20 protein-coding genes and 1 riboswitch are annotated in these 19,237 nt (G+C 35.6%); of the genes, 18 read left to right on the top strand and 2 right to left on the bottom strand.

The genetic code is table 11. From position 1 onward, the window contains the following. Positions 1–643 precede the first annotated feature (643 nt). The gene (locus tag BKP35_RS01335; protein WP_071311592.1) at positions 644–1,669 is read left to right on the top strand and encodes a DUF4931 domain-containing protein; all 1,026 of its coding nucleotides are present in this window, start codon (positions 644–646) and stop codon (positions 1,667–1,669) included. Positions 1,670–1,999: 330 nt separating this feature from the next. Here BKP35_RS01335 and BKP35_RS01325 read toward each other — a convergent pair whose 3' ends face one another. Continuing rightward, positions 2,000–2,350: a DUF192 domain-containing protein gene (locus BKP35_RS01325; RefSeq protein ID WP_071311590.1), complete on the bottom strand. Its 351-nt coding sequence runs from the start codon at positions 2,348–2,350 to the stop codon at positions 2,000–2,002. Positions 2,351–2,441: 91 nt separating this feature from the next. Beyond that, positions 2,442–2,530, top strand: a riboswitch (cyclic di-GMP riboswitch). A 75-nt stretch (positions 2,531–2,605) separates the two neighbouring features. Between BKP35_RS01325 and BKP35_RS01320 the strand changes: the two genes are divergently transcribed. From BKP35_RS01320 to BKP35_RS01250, 15 genes are all read left to right on the top strand, one after another. Beyond that, positions 2,606–2,800, top strand: a complete 195-nt coding sequence (locus BKP35_RS01320; protein WP_071311589.1) for a Flp family type IVb pilin — start codon at positions 2,606–2,608, stop codon at positions 2,798–2,800. A 136-nt stretch (positions 2,801–2,936) separates the two neighbouring features. Further along, positions 2,937–3,449 (top strand): A24 family peptidase, encoded by a 513-nt coding sequence (locus BKP35_RS01315; protein WP_071311588.1) that lies wholly within the window; start codon positions 2,937–2,939, stop codon positions 3,447–3,449. Further along, positions 3,446–3,829 (top strand): TadE/TadG family type IV pilus assembly protein, encoded by a 384-nt coding sequence (locus BKP35_RS01310; RefSeq protein WP_071311587.1) that lies wholly within the window; start codon positions 3,446–3,448, stop codon positions 3,827–3,829. The genes BKP35_RS01315 and BKP35_RS01310 overlap by 4 nt, the downstream gene beginning before the upstream one ends. Then, complete coding sequence (locus BKP35_RS01305) at positions 3,830–4,732, top strand: pilus assembly protein TadG-related protein (RefSeq protein ID WP_071311586.1); 903 nt, start codon at positions 3,830–3,832, stop codon at positions 4,730–4,732. Between the two features lie 14 nt (positions 4,733–4,746). Next, positions 4,747–5,364 (top strand): Flp pilus assembly protein CpaB, encoded by a 618-nt coding sequence (cpaB, locus tag BKP35_RS01300; RefSeq protein WP_071311585.1) that lies wholly within the window; start codon positions 4,747–4,749, stop codon positions 5,362–5,364. Further along, a complete protein-coding gene (locus tag BKP35_RS01295; RefSeq protein ID WP_071311584.1) occupies positions 5,361–6,548 on the top strand; it encodes a CpaE/TadZ family protein in 1,188 nt (395 codons plus the stop codon). Before cpaB ends, BKP35_RS01295 begins: the two co-directional genes overlap by 4 nt. Then, positions 6,535–7,887 (top strand): TadA family conjugal transfer-associated ATPase, encoded by a 1,353-nt coding sequence (locus tag BKP35_RS01290; RefSeq protein ID WP_071311583.1) that lies wholly within the window; start codon positions 6,535–6,537, stop codon positions 7,885–7,887. Before BKP35_RS01295 ends, BKP35_RS01290 begins: the two co-directional genes overlap by 14 nt. A 5-nt stretch (positions 7,888–7,892) precedes the next feature. Next, complete coding sequence (locus BKP35_RS01285) at positions 7,893–8,852, top strand: type II secretion system F family protein (RefSeq protein WP_071311582.1); 960 nt, start codon at positions 7,893–7,895, stop codon at positions 8,850–8,852. A gap of 3 nt (positions 8,853–8,855) precedes the next feature. Then, positions 8,856–9,797, top strand: a complete 942-nt coding sequence (locus BKP35_RS01280; protein ID WP_071311581.1) for a type II secretion system F family protein — start codon at positions 8,856–8,858, stop codon at positions 9,795–9,797. A gap of 303 nt (positions 9,798–10,100) precedes the next feature. Continuing rightward, entirely contained in the window at positions 10,101–10,973 is an 873-nt protein-coding gene (locus BKP35_RS01275) for a helix-turn-helix domain-containing protein (protein WP_071311580.1), read from the top strand. 234 nt (positions 10,974–11,207) lie between these two features. Then, complete coding sequence (gene pssA / locus BKP35_RS01270) at positions 11,208–11,903, top strand: CDP-diacylglycerol--serine O-phosphatidyltransferase (RefSeq protein WP_071311579.1); 696 nt, start codon at positions 11,208–11,210, stop codon at positions 11,901–11,903. 137 nt (positions 11,904–12,040) lie between these two features. Then, positions 12,041–12,862, top strand: a complete 822-nt coding sequence (gene lgt, locus BKP35_RS01265) for a prolipoprotein diacylglyceryl transferase (protein ID WP_071311578.1) — start codon at positions 12,041–12,043, stop codon at positions 12,860–12,862. 473 nt (positions 12,863–13,335) lie between these two features. Further along, complete coding sequence (locus tag BKP35_RS01260; RefSeq protein WP_071311577.1) at positions 13,336–14,703, top strand: 4Fe-4S binding protein; 1,368 nt, start codon at positions 13,336–13,338, stop codon at positions 14,701–14,703. Between the two features lie 282 nt (positions 14,704–14,985). Continuing rightward, positions 14,986–15,171 carry a hypothetical protein gene (locus BKP35_RS01255; protein WP_071311576.1) on the top strand — a complete coding sequence of 62 codons (186 nt, stop codon included), beginning with the start codon at positions 14,986–14,988 and terminating at the stop codon, positions 15,169–15,171. Positions 15,172–15,245: 74 nt separating this feature from the next. Next, positions 15,246–16,508 carry a hypothetical protein gene (locus BKP35_RS01250; RefSeq protein WP_245741821.1) on the top strand — a complete coding sequence of 421 codons (1,263 nt, stop codon included), beginning with the start codon at positions 15,246–15,248 and terminating at the stop codon, positions 16,506–16,508. Between the two features lie 69 nt (positions 16,509–16,577). On the opposite strand, the gene BKP35_RS01245 is transcribed toward BKP35_RS01250, so the two are convergent. Then, a complete protein-coding gene (locus BKP35_RS01245) occupies positions 16,578–16,817 on the bottom strand; it encodes a CUE domain-containing protein (protein WP_071311574.1) in 240 nt (79 codons plus the stop codon). A 304-nt stretch (positions 16,818–17,121) separates the two neighbouring features. Between BKP35_RS01245 and BKP35_RS01240 the strand changes: the two genes are divergently transcribed. Both BKP35_RS01240 and BKP35_RS01235 read left to right on the top strand, forming a co-directional pair. After that, positions 17,122–17,832, top strand: coding sequence for a response regulator transcription factor (locus tag BKP35_RS01240; protein ID WP_071311573.1), 711 nt, complete (start codon positions 17,122–17,124; stop codon positions 17,830–17,832). Beyond that, entirely contained in the window at positions 17,810–19,192 is a 1,383-nt protein-coding gene (locus BKP35_RS01235; RefSeq protein WP_071311572.1) for a sensor histidine kinase, read from the top strand. The genes BKP35_RS01240 and BKP35_RS01235 overlap by 23 nt, the downstream gene beginning before the upstream one ends. Positions 19,193–19,237: the final 45 nt, after the last annotated feature.

Genomic DNA, 19,237 nt, shown 5'->3' with positions numbered 1-19,237 from the left:
TATAACATAAATCGATTTAGTAATTTCTACCTATTACAAAGTTCTTCAAGTAGTAGTAAGGGTGAACTGCCGTATTAAGCTTTTAAAAGCCTGTTTTCGTAAACTTTGTTGCTTCACGCTAGGCGTGAAGAGCCAAGCAATGGCTTGGATACGACCCAAAAAGCTAATAGCAAAGATCTTTTGGAAAATAACCTTTAAAAAAGATCCTTTTGTAAATTAATTAGTCAGAATATACTGACTAATCAGAAGTGAGATGTTATATTTAAAATAAGTGATATTAAAACAGGTATTTATTAAGAAGCTGGTCAATGAATTTCATAATTTATATTATCGCCATTAAGTAACTATATGTAGTTGCGATAATGTGTTCGCAACTACATATAGTTTGATATGGCTCAATTTAGGTAATTATGAAATTCACTCGGTTAGTAGTTAGTTGGAAAGAGCTTCGGCCGACTTTTACATATTAAATGGTTACGGTGTACCGACATGGAGATTTTGTATGTAAAAATACTTGGAGGAGGATTTTCTTTCACGAGCCTCTAAAATTCGATAGAAGTTTACAGCGAAGTGAAAGAGAATCCTCCTCCAATTTACATTCTAAATGGGTGACGGACGAGATTCTTAAAAGGAGCTGAGGGATATGAAGGTTGAATTTCATAACAAAGAAGAATGGTTTCAATTTTATGATGTAAATGGAAATTTGATTAAAAGAAAAACAGAAATTCGTTTTGACCCTTTGACAAAAGAAACTTCAAGGCTAGTTTTTGATCCTGGTTTAACATTATCACCACCTGATTATTCGAAGGAAGCTGTAAAAACTAGTGGGCAAAATTGTCCTTTTTGTTCAGAAAATATCCTTAAACTAACTCCTGTACTACCTAAAGAAATCGAAGAGAGTGGACGTATTTCAAGGGGGGAAGCGCTATTATTTCCAAACCTTTTTCCGTACAGTAAACATAATGGGGTTGTTATTTTTTCAGATGATCATTACGTACGACTGAAAGAATTTTCGAAAACAATGGTGAAAGACGCTTTAATGGTCGGGCAAACCTATATTGAAAAAGTGATGGCAACAGATCAGCAAATGAAATCTGCTTCTATCAATTGGAATTATTTACCTGAGTCTGGTGGGAGTATTCTTCATCCACATATGCATATTCTTGTGTCTGAAGAGCCGACCAACTATCAATCAAGGACAAATGTATTTACAAAAGCTTTTAAAAATGAGACAGGTGAAGATTATTTCAACTATTTATATGAAGTTGAAAAAGAACAAGGGGAGCGCTGGATAGGGCAAAGAGGAAATGTAGCTTGGATGCATGCGTATGCCCCAAAGAGTCATAATGATTACATTGTAGTTTTACCGAAAGTCACATCTATTGCTGAAATTAAAGAACAAGATTGGCTTGATTTTGCGACGAGCTTAACTGCGATTTTTTCTACGTTAGACGAACAAGGCTTAGCAAGTTTTAACATGATCTTAAACTTTAATGAAGAGACAGATGGGGTTTCGATTCATGGACGCCTAATTCCTCGATTAACGATAGGGCAGCTTAACACGAGTGATGTTAATTTTTTTCAAGCGTTACATCAGGAACCACTCTCATATAAGATACCTGAAGAAATAGCCAAAATCGCAAGAGGGCATTTTACAAGAATCTTATAGTTAATAGATGGTTTTTGCGATAATTGGTGAACAAGCTTATACACCCTCTATTCCTGCACATATTTTATAGTAAGGGAAGGAGGGTTGTATGATGTGTTGTGAAAAAGATTTCAAAAAAAGAAAGAAACGCAAGAAGAAAGTAGAGAGAAGCTTCGATTTCCGTACCGTTTGTATTAGTCGTAAATACCAACTAGATTTTACAAATGTAAGAGGGATCGAGGATTGTGTTCCTTTCCATTGCTGTGAAACACCTTCTTGTCTTTGCTTTAAATGTTAACTTTATAGAGGCTCGCTAAACGGCGAGTCTTGTATTTTTTGTTTTAGAGGATATTAAGTTTCCTTCAAAACAATATTGTCACCACTCTTTAATTGTAGTTGCTCAATTGTACCAACAGGAAGTTCGAGTACCGAATGTGCCCCTTTTACAGGTGGAATAACTTTCCAAGGCTTAACTTTAGGAAATACCTTAACAACTTTTAAATTTTTGTCGATAAAAACTACGTCGATCGAAATAAACATAAAAAACATATGTATTGAATTACAAGGGATGATCCAAATGCCTTCATTTTCTAAAGGTTGTCTTCGAAACATTAACCCCCTAAATCGAGTAAAAAATGTATTATATTTCTTTATTTTTACCGTACATCCATTCCTATTTCTCCCATTTACGAATAAATCCATGTTTTCGACCTCATTTTCTATAAATTATTCCACACTAACCTAAATTTACATTTTGAGAAATAATACTTTCCTGATATATTAAATTTGTAAGCAACGATCAAAGCAAAACTAAGGAAACTTAGTGACGCAAAGCTATAGGAGCTAAGCTTGTAAAAACAAGTATGCTAGCCAGTTGCCGTTAGTTTAGCACAGTTCATGCTAGCCTCGGAATAAGTTGTCTTCAAAAAACTTATCAAAATTTTAGGAGGAACATCAATGTTCACAAAATTAATCAATCTATTTAAAGAAGAAAAAGGTCAGGGCATGACTGAGTATGGTTTAATCTTAGGACTTATCGCACTTGCAGTAATTGCTGCTTTATTTACAATGGGTGGAGCGATTGAAGAGAAATTCCAAGAAATTATTTCTGGGATCACAAACAATAACGCTGGAAATAACCCAAACAATTAATACTTATAAAACTATATCAATATAGTTTAAATAGCCCCATCGCCCTGCTTTTGTACAATTTGATACAGAAAAGTAGGGCTTTTTTTATACATTGAAAAACTTCATTTATATAAGAACAGTTAAAGGAGTGTGACGAATGATACTTTCGGTCATATTAATGTTTATTTTAATTATATCAGTAATTACCGACATAAGAGAACGACGTATATTAAATATTGTCACATTCCCAACAATACTGTTTGGGCTTATATTTCATACGTTAAATAGCGGTTTAAACGGCTTCATATTTAGTAGTCTTGGCTTATTATTAGGTATAGCTTTACTGTTTATTCCATACGCACTTGGCGGCATGGGTGCTGGAGACGTTAAATTATTGGGTGCTGTAGGAGCCCTACAAGGCTCATTATTTGTTTTCCAAGCCTTTTTATATACATGTATAGCTGGAGCGCTATTTGCGACAATTGTTTTGTTGAAACGCAAACAGTTTTTTGCTCGTTTTAAAAACATGATGAATGTAATAGCTATAGCGAAAAGCAATCCGACTTACTTGAATCAGTTAGATAAAAAAGATTTATCGCATTCGATTCCATATGGCGTGGCGATTTGTATGGGAACTGTTTTCACGCTCGTTAGGGGTGGGATGATTTGATCAAGTCTGAAAAAGGACAAGCAACAGTAGAATTAGCAGTTAGCCTCGTGATATTAATGCTCCTTTTATTTGGGATGGTTGATTTTGGCAGAATATTACACTCGTATCTTTCTTTAGAGCATTCAGGGAGAGAGGCGGCAAGGGTAATTAGTGTCGGTGGTACTAATGAGCAAATGAAGGAAACAGCTTTTCATACATCATCTCAACTCGATCACAATAAAATGGTCATCAATGTATCGCCAGATGAATCTGCTCGAAAACGAGGTAGCTATTCTACCGTCACCTTAAATTATGAGATTGAAATGTTAACACCGATAATGGCAAGAATTTTACCAAATCCTTTAACGCTTACGAGTACAACAGTAATGAGGGTGGAGTAAATGATTCGATTATATAAAGAAGAAAAAGGCGCTGTAACTTTATTAGTGGCTTTTATGATGGTTGTTTTTATTGGGATAACAGCGGTCGTCATCGACGGAGGTCATCTTTATTTAAAAAAGAGTACGTTACAGAAAGCGGTTGACGCTGCAGCTCTTGCGGGAGCTCAAGAGTTACCAACGAATTATCAGAGAGCTATCAAAGAAGCATATTCAACTCTTGAAAAAAATAATGTTCGCACGTCGGATGTCAATATCACTTTTTCAAACAAGCATACAATGATTAACGTTAGCGTAATAAAAACCGTACCACTTTTTTACGGTGGATTTTTTGGATATGAAAACGTAGATGTGAAAGCGAACGGAACCGTACAACTACAAACACTCACTTCAGCAATTGGAACCGTTCCTTTAGGGGTGAAAAACGATACAGACTTGTCATTCGGTGACACAGCCTATTTAAAAGTTGGCGATTCGACCATTGGGAATTTCGGTGCTTTGGCTCTTACAGGAACAGGAGCAAGTAACTTTGAAGCTGATTTAAAAGAAGGATACAAGCATGAAGTATTTGTTGGTGAAAAGTTAGGGACACAAACAGGTAATATCGTTGGACCTACACAACGAGCAATTGAGGACCGGATCAAGAGATGCCCGATGAAAGATGCTACTTACACTAATCATCCGAGTGTTTGCCCACGGATAGTTATGGTACCCGTTTTTGAACCTGTCAAAACCGAACGAAATCAAATTAGAGAAGTAAAAGTAATTGGCTTTGCATCGTTTTTTATTGAAGGTATGGATGGAAACGATGTCGTTGTCGGTCGGTTTATTGAAAATACGTTTGCAGGAAGTATGGACCCGACAGCTGAAAATTTTGGAACATATAGCTTTAAAATCGTGCAATAGAAGGAAGGAAGATTATGAAAAAAATATGGATGTTAGCTATTGTTTTTGGTCTGATTTCTTCGAGTTTATTATATTTGCTTCTTTTCTCAAATAACGATCACACGCAAACGGGGGATGAAACGGAATATCAAATAGAGGACTTTGAAGAAATACAATCAGAGGATGGCATTATTAATGAGGAAACCGATCTTTCTCTCGATCTGAAAAAAAACTTTGAGATTAGCGATGGAAAACGTGCGATTTCAATCGAAATAAGTGAAGTGCAAGGGGTAACAGGTTTTATCCAACCTGGAGATTATGTTGACGTTATTTCTGTTTTACCGACGTCTCAAGAAAAGGCTTCAACGAGTGAATTATTGTTACAAAACATTAAAGTGTTAGCGATTAGTGGTCCTGGTTTTTTTGAAGAGCAATATGAACTACAACGATTTAAAACCGTGACACTAGAGGTTGTACCTAATGAAGGTGCCACTCTAGCACATGCGGTTGAACACGGAACAATTACTCTAATGCTTCGTGGAGAAGAGGATGCTTCAACCGTTCAAAGTTCAACTTTAAGCATTGGGCAAGAGATAAATGCTAGTCAAGATGTAGGTGATGAAACAGTTGTGGAAGAGGTGAACTCCGAATGAAGATACAATGGATTGGTTTTTCAGAAAAGAGTTCCCCGATTGAATTAAGACAAAGTTTAGGCGCGAAGGGGAAAATGATTACTTGGTATTCTGAAATTGATCAGTTAGAGCAGAGTATTAATGATCCAAGTGGCATTGTGCTTTTTTTACATGAAAGTGAAACGTACAGTGTATATGAACTTAGTCGTGAGATTAGCTTAAAATATCCGGTAGTATCAATTGTTTTATTAGTTTCCGAGGTGGATTACAAAAAAGCAATGTACTCTGGGGCGATTGATATTGTCTCATTACCGGTTGTTGAAAAAGAAGTTGCCAAAGCCGTTTCTGAAGCCGAAAGGTTAATAGAAGAAAAACTATCGACTCATACAAATCCTGTTGAAAATAAACAAGGAAGCGTAATTACGGTTTGCAGTACAAAAGGCGGCGTAGGGAAGACAACCGTCTCCGTTAATTTAGCGGTAGCCTTATCGAAGCTTAATAAAAAAGTCGTTGTACTTGATTTAGATTTACAGTTTGGTGATGTTGCCATCCTTTTTGACGTTCAACCGAAAAAAACGATTTATGAGTGGGTCAAAGAATGTTACGAACAAGACGGTGAAAATGTTCAATCCTTTATTACGAGTCACTCCTCTGGCGTTGATGTGTTAGCTGCTCCCTTACTTCCGGAGTTTGCGGAGCTAATTTCAGGAATACATGTAACGGCGGTGATTGAGCAGTTAAAAAAACATTATGATTTCGTCATTATCGATACACCACCATCATTAGTAGAAACTGTGCTAGTATCATTGGAACATTCAGATGAGATTTTTTTAATTACATCAATGGATTTACCAACGCTAAAAAATGGGAAGTTAGCCATTGAAACGTTACAGTTATTAGGGATAAAGGATAAGATAAAAATCATCCTAAATCGCGATACGGAAATGGAAGGAATGAAAGTAGACACCGTCGAGAAAATTTTAGCAACGAAGGTAGATGCAAAAATTCCTAGTGATTATAAAACTGTTGTGCAGTCGTTTAATAAAGGAACGCCTTTTGTATACTCACATCCTAAAATAGCGGTGTCAAAAGGTATTGTTTCATTAGCAGATGAAATGGTTAATGGACCGGAAAATAACACAAAGAAAAGAAGTGTTTTTCGAATGTTTTTCCGAAAAAGGGGGAAGGTAAATGTCACTTCTTAAGCGGCTAAGTGAAAACCAGCAGGTGTCTACTACGTCAACCTCGCAAATACAAGCGCCTCCTAAAAATACGGAAGAAAAAAAGGTGCAAGAGCCAAGCTTTAAGGTGAAGCTTCAAAAAAGTCTAGTCGACGAAATTCAAAAACAAAATGATGAGTTAACTGAGGATGAAACGAAGCAACTTATTCAAAACGTAGCAATCTCTTTTTTTGAAAAAGAAGGAGAGCGGTTAACGTTTGAAGCGAAACAAGAAATCATCAATAGTGTTACAAATGAATTGATCGGTTATGGACCGATTACTCCACTTTTAAATGATCCAGATGTTTCGGAAATCATGGTAAATGGTCCAAACCAAGTTTATGTAGAAAAGAAAGGTCAATTAGTTATGACAAATTCCTACTTCCGGAGTAATGAGCACGTTTTACAAGTGATTGAAAAAATCGTTGCTCCTTTAGGGAGGAGAATTGATGAAAGTTCTCCGATGGTCGATGCGCGCTTACCGGATGGTTCACGTGTAAATGCAATTATTCCCCCGTTAGCATTAAATGGACCTTCAATTACGATTCGTAAGTTTCCGACCAATCGTTTGGAGATTAGAAATTTAATTGGATTTGGTACGTTAGGCGAAGAAATGGCAAAATTTTTAGAAGGATCTGTCAAAGCACGCTTAAACATTTTTATTAGTGGTGGAACAGGTTCAGGGAAAACAACGTTATTAAATATATTATCAGCGTTTATCCCATTTGATGAGAGGATCATCACGATTGAGGATGCAGCAGAATTGCAGCTTAGCCAAGATCATGTTGTGTCATTAGAAACGAAGCCTCCTAATATTGAAGGAAAAGGTGAAATTACGATTCGTGATTTAGTGCGAAACTCATTACGAATGCGCCCAGACCGGGTCGTTATTGGTGAGGTTCGAAGTGCGGAAGCTTTAGATATGTTACAAGCGATGAATACAGGTCATGATGGTTCATTAGCGACGGGACATTCGAATAGTCCACGTGACATGTTAGCTCGTATCGAAACGATGGTTTTAATGGCGGGGGTTGACCTCCCTGTACGTGCGATCCGTGAACAAATTTCTGGAGCTATCGATTTAATTGTTCAGCAAAGTCGTTTAAAGGATGGAAGTAGAAAGATCACTCATATTTCAGAAGTGATTGGTATGGAAGGTGAAACGGTCGTTTTACAAGATTTATTCGTGTTTAAACAAACAGGACTTACTCCAGATGGAAAAATTGTAGGAAAATTTGTTTCGACAGGAATTCGTCCGAGTTGTACAGAGAAACTAGAGCGATACGGAATCGATGTGCCAGCTGAATGGTTTCGTGAGGAGTGATAAATGTGTTGATCATCCTTTTTATGTTATTTACATTCCTATTCTTTTTAATTTTTCGCCTCGCATATCAGAAGCAATCTAGTAAATACGAAGATCGAATAAAAAAATATATTCCGAGGGAACAAGAACAGATCACTGTGAAAGTTCAATCGAAAACTAAAAATATTCGTTTTGAAAAACGTCTAATCGAATCTTTAGCGAAGAGATTTCAAGGAAGAGCATTTTTAAAAAAATGGGAAAGAAACCTTGAGGAAGCTGGCCTACCTTTAAAGCCAGAGGAGTTTTTTGTGTTGCGACTAATCATGGTCATTCCTGCATTTATGTTTTTTCTTATTCTCGGTTTTGAGGGTGCAGCATTAGTTATTGCATCTTTTAGTGGATTTATGTTGCCGACTTTATATTTAAAACGAAAAAAAAGATTAAGGTTAGAGCGTTGTGCAACACAACTTCCGCAAACGTTAAGTACAACGGCTACATCATTAAAAGCGGGATTTAGTTTTATGCAGGCGATGCAGGTAATTGGTAAAGAAATTCCTGATCCGATCGGCCCTGAATTTAAAAGAACGTTAAAAGAAATGAATTACGGTGTGCCGGTTGAAGAAGCGTTAGAGAACTTATTAAAACGCGTTCCGAATGCTGATTTAGAGATGGTGATTACCGCTTTATTAGTGCAAAGAACGACTGGTGGAAATTTAGCAGATATTTTAGAGACGATGAAAGAAACGATCGAAGAACGGGTTAAAATTAAAGAAGAGTTAAAAGCTTTAACATCACAAGGAAAGCTCTCAGCGATCGTCATTACATTATTACCAGTAATTTTAGCGGTCATTTTAAATTTTATGAACCCTCAGTTTTTTGAACCGATGTTTTCGCATCCACTCGGATTAGCGTTTCTATTTGTCGGAGGCGTGTTAATTACAATTGGTTGGGTCATGATCCAGAAGATTGTTAATGTTGAGGTGTAAATAATGTTACAAGTTTTCTTTTTATTAACGAGTTTTATCTTTATCACATTAGTAATCTATTGCATACTTTCTTTGATCTATAAAGAAAAATATGCCATTCAAAGAAGGATTGGAGAACTAGAGGCAGACATAATTCAAGTGACAACATACCAGCAAAAAAATAAAGGGAAAATGATTGAAAAAGGCTCATTTTTTGTACGGATTTTTCAGCCTATGTTCATAAGGATAAGAGAAAATATGTTTAAGAAGATGTCTGAGCAAAATGAGGCGATGATTACGAAAAGGCTGAAAGATGCGGGGAGTCCGTTTCGCCTGCAAGCGGTTGACTTCAGATTAGTACAAATCGGGTTAAGTATCGTCTTCTTCCTCCTTTTTGTTTTTATGTTTTTACCTTCTGCAGAAAGCGTAGGTAGTGTACTCATTTTTGGAATAATCGCTAGTTTATTCGGGCTCTTTTATCCAGAATATTATTTGAAGTTGAAAAAACAGCAAAGAGTCGATGCGATTCAAAAAGAAATGCCAGATTTTTTTGATATGGTAGGAGTGACGATTGAAGCAGGGATGGGTTTAGATGCAGCCTTAAACAAAGTTTCAAAGCAAATGAAAAGTCCACTTTCTGATGAGTTTTTACGAACGTTAGATGATATGAAATTAGGGATGTCAAAAAGAGACGCTTTTTCTGAACTACGTGATCGTGTCCCATCCGAACAGTTCCAAAGTGTCATTAACTCTTTAATTCAAGCGGATCAGTTAGGGATTGCGATGTCGAAAGTATTACGGGCGCAAACGAAACGAATTCGGGAACAACGTCGCCAACAAGCAAAGGAAAAGGCAATGAAAGCACCGATTAAAATGATGATCCCAATGGTGCTCTTTATTTTTCCGACGTTATTTATTATTTTATTAGGACCGGTCATTTTACAACTGATGATTAATTTCTTTTAAATGAGTGAATTTCATAATTACCAAAAATGAGCCACATCAAGCAATATATAGTTTGCGAATGGTTTTGACGCAACTATATATTGATCTTAGTGGCGTGAATAATGAATTATGAAATTCATTGAAATATAGGCTCTTTTATAAAATGAAAAAGTTACTAGCGCTACGACTTTCGTAGCGCTTTTTGCCGAACAACGACTTCTTTTTAGAACATTTGTCACATAGAAGGAAAAATGAGGTATCAATCTTTAATAAGAATATTAAGCGAAGGTGACGTTCTAATAATTTTAAAAAGAGGTGTTTGTAATGGTAGATGAAAACAAAATGTATACGATAAAAGATGTTTCAAGACAGTTAAAAATACCAGTGGGAAGTTTAAAAAAATGGGAGAAGGTGTTTGTAGATTTTTTTGAAGTTCACAGAACAAAGTCGGGCTCGAGAATTTATCGTGATGGAGAGTTGAAAGTTATCAAAAAAATAAAGCTAATGAAAGATAAAAATTTGAGTGATGATTTAATCAAGTTCATTTTAGACACTGATAATGGAGCAAATAATGAAGTTCCTGAACAAGTAGCTAGTGAATACGATTTAAAGTATGCTGAGATTGTTGCCTTGCAAAATGAAACGGTCCAAGCTGTTCAAAATATATCCGATTCTTTTGAGCAATTAAAAGATGAGTTTAAACAAGAAACGAAAGAAATGAACGAAGAACTGAAAACAGCTGTAAAAAAAGAGATCAATGAAGGGAATGCAACAACAGAAGGAATTGTCAAAGCATACTCCGAAGAAGCGCTAAATAATTATAACTGCACTCATAATGAGTTTAAAAGTGATTTTAAAAGTGAATTCAAAGATGTAAATGAAGAGTTAAAAAGTGAAATTAAAAAAGAAGTTGCAAAAGGTAATGCCATTACTGAAGGCGTGGTGCAAACATATTCTCAAGAAGTGCTAGATAATTACAGTCGAACTTATAAGCAATTAAAAAAATTAAAAGAACAAGTTCAAAGAGAACAAGAGGAAAACTTATTTTTGCAAAAAAAGGTTGAAGAAAGAGAAGAATTATTTCAAGAGTTCGTTCAAAATTATCGCCAAGTTGCAGCATCTAATGAAGAAAATAAACAAAAGCGAAAGTTAGGGAATATCTTCAACTCATTGTTTGGAATAAAAAAATATATTTAACCAAAACTTGCATCCATTTAGCGTTTGTAAAAATTAAATGATATAATGAGTTTAAGACAAGAGACTAGGACAAAAGTGTCTGACACCACGCGGATCCTACTAAATATAGACGTAAAGATCTATCTTATGTCTATATTCGGTGTCTAGCGGTGTCTGACACTTTGTTTTGTCCCAGCCTTTTATCCTTTTATATTATTTAGAATCGGTGTTCAAAACGGAGTGTGATGACAACTAATGAGGTTTAAGAGAAGTATTCCCAACATGTTCACGTTAGGGAATTTATATTGTGGATTTTTATCGATTGGCTTTGCGGCTGATGGTCAGTATAAAAATGCAGCAATTTTAATTTTAATTGGGATGATGTTAGATAGTATGGATGGAAGAGCGGCAAGGATGTTAAAAGCTGAAACTCCATTAGGTAAAGAGTTAGATTCTTTAGCTGATATTGTTACATTTGGTGTAGCGCCATCATTTTTAGTGTACTATACATATTTTTATCAATTTGAATTGCTAGGGTTTGCGGTAGCTGGACTATTTCCACTGTTCGGGGCTTATCGATTAGCGAGGTTTAACGTTAGCACGAGTACGACATCTAAAGATTATTTTGTTGGAGTACCAATTACGGCAGCAGGTGGAATTGTTGCATTGTTAACTCTTTTTGGTGAGACTATTCCTAGTATTATAACGACGGTTGTTTTTACCGCGTTATGTTTCTTGATGGTAAGTAGACTTAGAATTCCTAGCTTAAAAGAAGTTCCATTACCGAAATACGGAACGATTGTTACTTTATTTTTAGGAGCAACTTTATTCGTTATTTATAAAGGTACATACGCGGAATTTCCTTATTTAATTTATATCGCTACTCCGCTTTATATTGCTTATGTTACGTATCGGTTTATTCGCGGGAAAAATAAAAAGAATATAGATTAAAAAATGGCCCTTAAAGATCAGTGGGGCTAATTTTCAGTTTTTTCACTAAGTGTTCAAAAAATTATTCATTTCTTCACAGTTCTTTTACACTTTAGTAGTAGTATAGTGCTATCACTTCAAAGAAATGGAGAAATGTTATGGAACCACTTTTTAGGATCGGCCCAGTTTCAATTTATTTGTTCGGACTAATGATTGCCATCGGTGTTTTAGTAGGATTATATTTCTTTTTAAAGGAAGCGAAAAAAAGGGGATATGATGAAAAACAGTTAATAGACGCTGTGCTTCTTTCATTTATTGGTGGAGTGGTAGGAGCAAGAATTGTCTATATTCTCGTTTATAACCCCTCATATTACTTTTCTAATCCTATAGAGGTTTTCTTCATCCATAAAGGAGGACTTTCCATTCACGGTGGCTTAATAGGGGGGCTCATTGTCGCTCTATTATATTTAAGAAAAAATAAATTGCCAGTTTTGAAAACGCTTGATATCGCAGCGCCATTTATTATTCTTGCCCAAGGAATTAGTCGCATTGGTTGTGATGTCTTCGGTGCTCCAACAGCCGCTGATTCATTTTGGAACATTAATGTAGATGGAGTTTATTACCATCCTGCCCAAGCTTATGAGTTTGTCTTGAACTACTTTTTATTTGGATATTTATGGTTAAGGTTGAAGAGTAAACATTATCATGGTCAAGTGATTTTACATTATTTCGTTGGATTTTTATTTATTAGAGGATTAGTCGAATTCTCTAGAGTTAATCCGATGATCTTTGGTTTAAGTGTGAGTCACATAATGAGCATTGTTGGTATAATTATTGGGTTTGTTTTTATGTTTTACTTAAAGAAGAAAGAACCACTTAAAGTAGCAAACGTAGAGCGTTATGAAATTGCGAAAACTTGGTTTTACGTTTGGGGAGTAATGATCGTCTCATTAATAGCTTATTATTTATTGCAAGGATAAAATGTCTTTTGTTTTTGCGCTGTCCATAAGTGTCAGTCACCATATAGTACCTACTAAAAATAGAGACGTATAAATTTATTATACGTCTCTATTGGGTGCTTAACGGTGTATGATACTCTTTATCGGGACAGCGCTTTTCTTAATAATGTAAGAAAGCGTAAAAAATTCGGAAAGCTGTCTAGCTTCAAGACTCTTCATTGAAATACTTCAGTGCGAGTTTTGCGACGAGTAACCGCAGGAGCAGGCGCCATCGGTTCGACCACTTCAGACCTGCCCTCGCGGTCTAAACCCTGACCGCTACGGGCAGGTCTTCCACTGGTTTTCGCCGATAGGCGGGCGCCTTGCGCTTTTCTTATGTTCAATTATTAGCCATAAACTCGTGTCTATTTCTTCAAACTTTCTTGATGATTTCTTCATAAGTTTCGTGCATTTTATAGATATAGTATTTTTACAGAGAAAGAGTGGTGGTATTAATGTCCTTACCAGAGAAGAAACTACCAGGATCAAGTAAAAAACCATTTAACTTTTTAGATATACCATTCATCAATAAATTTATTAAAAGTAAGTGGTATCCGGGCATTTTTCAATGGCTCGGTTTAGCAATTTTTGGGCTCATTATTTTTGAATTAATGACTGGAACAATTAATCCACATCGTAACTGGGGTACGGCAATGGTTTGGGTTTTATGGTGGCCGATCATCCCGATTTTATTTATTGCTGTCGGTCGCTTTTGGTGTGCAGTATGTCCATTCGGTAAAATAAGTGATATTGTTCGTAGGTTAGTAGGTAGCGAGAGCCCAATGCCTAAATTTTTAAAGAAATATGGGATCTGGCTAATTGATATTTCGTTTATTGTTATTACTTGGGCCGATCATATCTTTGGTGTAGTACACTCACCGCGTGGCTCAGGGATCTTATTGTTATTACTATTAACGATGGTCGTAGCCACATCTGTCTTTTATGAGAGAAGGACGTTTTGTAAATCACTTTGCTTTTTAGGTGGATTAGCTGGAAACTATTCACGTGCTGGAGCGTTAGAATTAAGAGGGAATATAGACATTTGCCGAACTTGTAAAACTCAATCATGTTACAAAGGAAGCGAAAAAGCTGAAGGCTGTAATATGTTTCAATTCGTTCGCACGATGGACAATAGTCATGAATGTAACATTTGTGGTGATTGCATTAAAAACTGTCCCAATGACTCGATACGTATTACGCCACGTAAGCCAACAATGGAATTATGGGGCATTAAAAAGCCAATGTTGGAACAATCGTTTTTAGCAGCAGTTATCATGGGTATTGTTTTAGTGCAAAATGTTACGATGCTCCAAATCTGGGAACAAATTTTAAATGGTATTGGAATGGTAACACGTACAACCAGCTATAACGTTAACTTTACCATCGCATTTATCATTGCGATGATGATACCAATTGCTGCGCTTTGGTATGCTTCAAAACTAGGATCAAAAACATATTTCGATACATCAACAAAACAAAATTTTATCCGGTTTGGATACGCCTATATCCCAATCGATCTAGCGGGTCACTTAGGGCATAATTTATTCCATTTATTAACAGAAACAAAAGCATTATACTTTACAACACTTCAATTTTTCGGCGTTTATAAGTCGGGTAACTTAGCGGTTGTTTCTGATCAAACAGTACAAATTTTACAATTTGCCTTAGTGGGTCTTGGTACTTGGCTATCAATGTACGCAGTATATAGAATTGGTGAGAAGAAATCAGTGAAACAATTGTGGCCATTTTACTTATTAATTCTAATTTTTGGTATAGTAAACTTCTTGTTATTCACACTGCCGATGGATCATCGAGTACATTAAGAAAAGCGCAAGGCGCCTGCTCCTGCGGTTACTCGTCGCAAAACTGCACTGAAGCAAATTCGGTGATGAGTCTTGGAGCTAGACAGCTAAGAAAAGTGCAGGAAATTTTAAAAAATAGATACGTTAATCGTAAAGGAGGGTGTCCGATAAGCGTCATCTCACCAAAAAATAGCACTAGAAATAGACTTATCTGAAAATCTGTCTTTATTTAGTGGGCTGACGGTGAAAGACGCTGATGTTTAGGACACCCTCTTTTTAGCTAATTTGAAGGGGGATCAGAAAATGGAAATTTTTACGACGGCACTAAACTGGTTTTTATTAATTGTTCTTGTTATGTTATCTTTTTCCTTTTTTAAAAGGATGAAAGAAGAAAAGAAAGACGGTTGCTGTGGTGGAAAAGGTGGAAATTGTTGCGGTGGTGAACACGGAAATCATGGAGAAAAAGGTTGTTGTAGCGATAGAAAATGAAGCTAGTTAACTAATAACTCTAAAAAACACTTGAGGTTTAATTCTATAAAGTAATTATGAAAGTAGGGAGTTGTTTGGAAAATAGTGTATTAGAAAAGATAGTTGAAGAGTATCGAAATGATTCTGAATCTGTTTACAACACTTGGTATTTACAAAATAAAGATCGCTTGAAAGCTTTTCGAACAATTAAAGCAGGAATTAAGGTAGTTATCCAAGAAATTGAAAATAAAACTTTCGGAAATGACTTTAAAGGATCTAGTTTAGAAACAGTCGTTACAGCGATAGCTGAACAAAAACAAGTTTTTGAAGGAGCAGCGCACGCTTTTTATTGGAAACCAAAATTAAGAATTCCTGACATTTATGAAGATGAAGAGAATAAGAAAGCTTTTGCCTCTTTTTTGAAAGCTTGTCTGCATGCAAAAGATGAAAATAAAGTAATTGAGGAAATATTAAAGCTAAATGAAAAGAAAATTAAAGGCTTAGGGCCGGCTGTAGCTAACATTTTATATTTCCTTCACCCTACATTTTTTCCTCCATTTAATACAGCCATCGTAAAAGGATTTAATACTTTATTTCATAAAAAAATAAAACTAGGATCTTGGGTTTCCTATTTAGAAATGCGTGAAAAGATAGTTGAGATAAATCAAGAATACCGTCATTTATTCTCAAAAGATTATGGTGTAATTAGTGGCTTATTGTTTGAGATAGGGATAGGCAGGCAAGTCATACGTGAGAATGCATTAAAAGTTATTGAAAATGATGATGAAAAGAAAATTAAATTAATGAAAAAAAGGCATAAGCAAGTACTCGATGATTTACAAGAGGAAAATGAGCATAATGAAATGCAATATTTACTAGCAAAACTAGGTAGGGAAATAGGTTATCGTGTCTGGATTGCACAAAATGACCATAAAAAAGAGTGGTCTGGGATAGTTTTAGGCGATTTGTCAATAAAGAATTTACCAAAAGCAAGTTCTTTAGGAGAGGTTCAAAAAACAATCTCATTAATTGATGTCATTTGGCTAGATGAAAATGATCGCTTTATAGGTGCATTTGAAGTAGAAAAAAGTACATCGATATATTCAGGAATATTACGTCTTCACGATCTAGCAACTTCAATCGAAGACGGCAGTTGTAATTTATATTTAATTGCACCTAATAAAAGGGAAAAAGAAATCAGAGCACAATTATTAAGACCTTCGTTACAACCAGCATTGAAAACAATGCCAATTTCTTATATTACTTTTGTTGATTTTAGATCTGATTGTGAGGCAATGTGTAAGTTTGGACACGATGTAAGTGTATTAGAAAAGGTTGCGAAAATATGTCATTATTGATGGTTGTTATTCAGTATTAAAAAAATGTTACCACGTGTTATGTGGTAACATTTTTTTAATATAAGGTTTTTAATCAACGAACCCTCTCATCATTCCAGGTCCATTACCTCTTTGGCCATTTTCTCCGTGGCAAGCAATATACATTTGTTCAAGTTGATCTTCATTTAGATCTGGGTGCATTTGCTGCATAAATGGTAGCATGTCTTTAAAGTTTCCAAAAACTTCACTGTCAGAGTTGGCTAAAGTAACTGTGCCAAGTCCTAAAACTAATGCAGTGGTAGTGATTGCGACGATCAATTTTTTCTTCATTTCTTTCAGCTCCTTATTTAGTTGATGTTCAAAAAGTCCGGTAATACAAGCTCTTGAATCTCTTCGTTGGTTCGCTTCTGTGCTTCTAGTGTATTAATAGTATACATTCCGCTGCTCGAAGCTTCGCCGCCTCGACCTCCTTCGCTCTGATTATCCTCCTTTTGAACACTCACTTTTATTATAATTACATTGTAACCACAACTTATAAAGAAGTTATGAAGAAAATATAGAGTTGTCATGAAGAATAATGAATATAGCAAATTTTATGCTATACTTTTTTCATGATATATAGGGAGTGATAGAAATGTCTCTAAAAATTATGGTTGTTGACGATGAACCAATGATTATTGATGTGATTAAAGCATATCTGCAAAAAGAAGGTTATGATGTTTATTCTGCTGAAACTGGATCCGAAGCGTTAAGAAAAATAGATGAAATTAAACCAGACTTTCTTATTCTTGATTTAATGCTTCCAGATTTTTCAGGGGAAGAAATTTGTAAGTGGGTTCGTGAAAAAAGTGATGTGCCGATTATGATGTTAACTGCCAAAACTTCAGAAGATGATCGGATCAATGGCATTGTCATTGGTGCTGATGATTACTTAACAAAACCATTTAGCCCTCGTGAAGTCGTCGTAAGAGTGCAGGCGATATTACGTAGGACGCAACAGTCAAGTACGAAGGAAGTATTATCATTTAATAATAACGATTTAGTTATTGATACATTAAGAAAAGAAATTATAGTACGGGGAGAAAATGTCACGTTAACACCGATAGAATTTAAATTATTAGTAGGAATGGCACAATACCCAGGTAGGGTTTATAGTAGACTTGATTTATTAGAAAAAGTTCAAAATGAAAGCTATGAAGGTTATGAACGTAGTATTGATGTCCATATTAAAAATTTGCGAAAAAAAGTAGAACGAGACTCTAAAAAGCCAGATTATATAATCACTGTATTTGGTATGGGCTACAAATTTGGGGGTAAATTAGATGTTTCGAACGCTTCAAGGTAGATTGACGTTCTTTTTTCTACTCATTTCATTATCAGGAATTATAGTTGTTAGTTCGGCGATTCAACTCGGCTTTTTTGGAAGCTTTCGAGATTATTTAGATACGAAAAGGTTGGAACAAGTAGAAAGTGTTATGGATGGATTAGAGCAAGAATATCGAGTACACGGTAAAATTACTGGTAAGACGATGAGTGCTATCTTTCATCATCAAGGCGTTGTTGATCATTTGTTTTATCGATTTGTTGACCCGGAAGATAGGCTCATTTTTGATTCAACGAGGCATTATAATATGATGCCAGGTATGATGGGGCGCCAAAGGATGGAGATGCCTAGTTTAGACACCCTTGAAAGTGAGTTGTATCAGGTTGTTATTGATGGAAAAGATATTGGTACATTAATCGTTTATTACCCTTTAGAATATGTAAATATCGATTCGCAGTTCTTGGAACAGTTTAATAAGTATATTATTGTAGCTGCAGTATCAATGATATTAATATCGATTGTTGTAAGTCTTTTAATATCAAAAAAGCTAACAATTGGATTACGTCAAGTATCTAGTGCGACACGCGAACTTCAAAATCACAACTTAGACGTTCGAGTTCCAGAAGTGAAGCAAGTAGAAGAAATTCAACATTTAGCGAAGTCTTTTAACGAACTAGCCGAAACTCTAGGGAAACAAGAGCGTTTACGAAAACAATTTACGAATGATCTAGCCCATGAGTTACGAACTCCTCTTGCTACATTACGTAGTCAAATTGAAGCTTTCTTGGATGGAGTGTGGGAACCTACTCCTGACAGATTAAAGCAAGGGCACGCCGAGTTAATGCGTTTAGTTAGATTAGTAGATGATTTAGAAAAACTGTTAGCAGCTGAAAACCCACAAATTCAATTGAATATAACACAGCTTAGTGCAAAAGAAGTGCTTAAATCGCTACGAACTACATTTCAGCCACTTTTTGCGGAAAAAGAAATTACTTTTACGGTTGAGGAAACTTTGTCTTCGGACCGTTTTTTTGCAGACCGTGATCGCTTCATTCAAATAATGATGAACTTACTCAATAACGCTCTAAAATATACGAATGATGGTGGAGTGGTATCAGTTAAATGCTCAAAAGATCAACAGTTTATATATTTTAGCGTAGAAGATAACGGTCAAGGAATTTCGGCGGATGACTTACCGCATATTTTTGAGAGATTTTATCGTGGTGAAAAATCACGCAATCGAAAAACAGGTGGTGTAGGTATTGGTCTTTCGATTGCTAAATCTTTAGTTGATGCACATAGCGGTGAAATAATGATTGAAAGTGAGCAAAATAAAGGAACAAAAGTTGTCGTAAAGTTACCGGTTGAACGGCAAGATTAACTTATATATGAATACGGTTATCCAATAAGTGTCAGTTCACCTAAA

Origin of the sequence: Anaerobacillus arseniciselenatis (assembly GCF_001865995.1) — a bacterium.
GTDB classification, from domain to species: domain Bacteria; phylum Bacillota; class Bacilli; order Bacillales; family Anaerobacillaceae; genus Anaerobacillus; species Anaerobacillus arseniciselenatis.
The sequence above is the reverse complement of the archived record's forward strand: the minus strand, read 5'-3'. Positions and strand labels throughout refer to the sequence as shown.